The sequence below is a fragment of the Rhodopirellula europaea 6C genome, assembly GCF_000338295.1.
In the GTDB taxonomy this organism is placed as follows: domain Bacteria; phylum Planctomycetota; class Planctomycetia; order Pirellulales; family Pirellulaceae; genus Rhodopirellula; species Rhodopirellula europaea.
Genome location: NZ_ANMO01000245.1, coordinates 1 through 2,309, shown reverse-complemented (window position 1 = coordinate 2,309; position 2,309 = coordinate 1). Strand labels below are relative to the sequence as shown.

Annotated in this window: 1 protein-coding gene; it reads right to left on the bottom strand. The window is 58.1% G+C overall.

The window, feature by feature from the left end; all coding sequences use genetic code 11:
- Positions 1–334 precede the first annotated feature (334 nt).
- Complete coding sequence (locus RE6C_RS25675) at positions 335–1,813, bottom strand: Gfo/Idh/MocA family protein (protein WP_008661358.1); 1,479 nt, start codon at positions 1,811–1,813, stop codon at positions 335–337.
- Positions 1,814–2,309: the final 496 nt, after the last annotated feature.

Below are 2,309 nucleotides of genomic sequence, written 5' to 3'. Positions count from 1 at the left end.
GGCGGCCGGATTCTCTCGCTTGGCTTCCTCTCGTCACAACCCGCCGCGTCGGCAAGGCCCAGCAATCGATCTTCGCAAAGCCTGCATACTGCCCCCGGACCATCACCTCGGTGCTCTCTGTGACCTCCGTGGTAACAGCCAGTCACCCACCGAATTCTTGGCGAATCCGGCTACCAATGATTGCGAGCCAACCCGTCCCAACCCGCCGCGTCAGCAAGGTCACCGCAGCGTCTCGCGTAGCCTCACTCACGTTTCGGGTTATGACTGCAATGCCCCGAGCCTCTCGTTTGGCTTCCTCTCGTCACAACCCGCCGCGTTAGCAAGGCCGCATCCCTCACACATCAAACAACTCGTATTCAACCTCTTTCAAGATCCCAGGTTGAGGAACCGGGTACGAACCATCCGCATTCGCGATCACGGGGGCGGGACCGTCGACGATCAACTCCGCCACGCCAGGTGCGAACTCATGCGGGCAGTTCAGCATCTGTTCGAAGCTGATCTCTTGGCCGGTGTGAGCCGCCATGCGGCCCATGCTGGTCACCAAGCTCGCTTGCACACCACGCGGCACCTCGTTGTAGGGCTTGTTGTGAATGATCGCGTCGACCAAGTCCGTCCATTCTAGACGGTAAGGATTCTTCTCCGGTTGCGGGTACGCCCAAGCCACCTCGCGTCGACTTTGGTTTTGCCCTTCAAAGATCCGGACCTTGCCCGGCGTGTGACCGGACGTGCTCACGATCGCTGACCCTTTGCTGCCATGAACCATGCTCGACATGTCGTTGCGACAACCCTTCATGCAACGGCCGTCAAAGAACAACTTGCTGCCGTCGGGATAGGTGTACTCCACCGCGTAGGTATCAAAGTTTTGGTCGATCCAATCGCCGCGGTAGTGACGTCCGCCCAGAGCCTGAGCCTTGACCGGCCAAGCGTTCTTCATCCAAGACGTTTCGTCGATTTGGTGGATATAGAAATCGCTGAAGCAACCACCGCTGGCCCACAGGAAGCTGTGGAAATTCTTGATCTGCCACAGCGTTTCTGGCATGTCGTCCGAGCGACGTTTGGTGAACGCTGACGCGATCGGGCCGTGCATCCGGTAAGCACGCATCATGATGATGTCGCCGATCTGGCCGTCTTGAATACGCTTGAACAACTCCTGTCGACCGCGACAGTGACGGACCATCAAACCCACGCCGCACTTCAGATTCTTCGCGTCGGCCTTGGCGGAAAGTTCCAGCATCCGTTTGGACGAAGGCCCGTCGGCCGTCAGCGGTTTCTCCATGAACACGTTCAGGCCCTTGTCGATCGCGTACTGGAAGTGCACCCATCGGAAAGCCAGCGGCGTTGCCAGGATCACAATGTCACCCGGTTCGAGCGTATCCATCGCATGCTTGTAAGCATCGAAGCCAACGAACTGCCGTTCCTCCGGCACGTCCACTTTCTCCGGTGCATCGATGTGTTCATTTGAAAGGGCCTTCACACTGCGAGCCACATTCTCCGGAAACACATCCGCCACCGCGACGACTTTCAGCTTCGCGTTGTCCACATGCAACGCATCATTCGCAGCCCCCGTCCCACGACCACCCGCCCCAACCAAAGCCACCTGAATCACATCCGGAGTCTCCTGCCCATGCACTGTGCGAGCATTGAGTGTCGCCCCCGCCGCAACACCTCCAGCCAAAGCTGCTGATTTCAGAAACCCCCGCCGAGCCAGCGCATCCCCATCGTTAGCGGAACGGCGCAAGCCGTCCGGTGCCGAGTAGTCGGACTTCACATCCTGGCATTCAGATCCATCAACAGCATTCACATCACGATTCATCAGGTCAGCTCCAAGGGTGGGATGTTGGGGAGGGAGTCTCGGAAAGTTTTTCCGAGGCCACGCATTCTATCTGAACCCAAGCCGACTTGTGTCTCGCGGCCCTGCTCCGTTTCACGTTTGGTTCTTCCCATCCCAACCCGCCGCGTGAGCAAGGCCACTGCAACATCCTGTGCAGCCTCACTGACGTTTCGGGTTATGACTTGCGGTGGTCGGAATCCCTGGCTTGGCCATCGTTCACTTGGCCTCCTCTCGTCACAACCCGCCGCGTCAGCAAGGTCACCCACCCGTAGCCGCATCCGCCAGAATTCGGAGCCACTTGAATTCTCGTTTCATTGTTCATGCTTTGTAGGCCATGTCTCACATGGCACTCAGCCGATGCTTCAAATGAAGCGAGGCGTCCAGCCAGCCTCGCTTTCTGCCAACTGAATCGCGTTTGCCGCAGATTGCACCGAGTTTACAGAGAAGAGATGTCGTTCTGTAGGCAATTCCCCATCAC

Bases quoted from the DNA above. Each gene is read 5' to 3' on its own strand.
- RE6C_RS25675 (WP_008661358.1), bottom strand. From the start codon at position 1,813: ATGAATCGTGATGTGAATGCTGTTGATGGATCTGAATGCCAGGATGTG.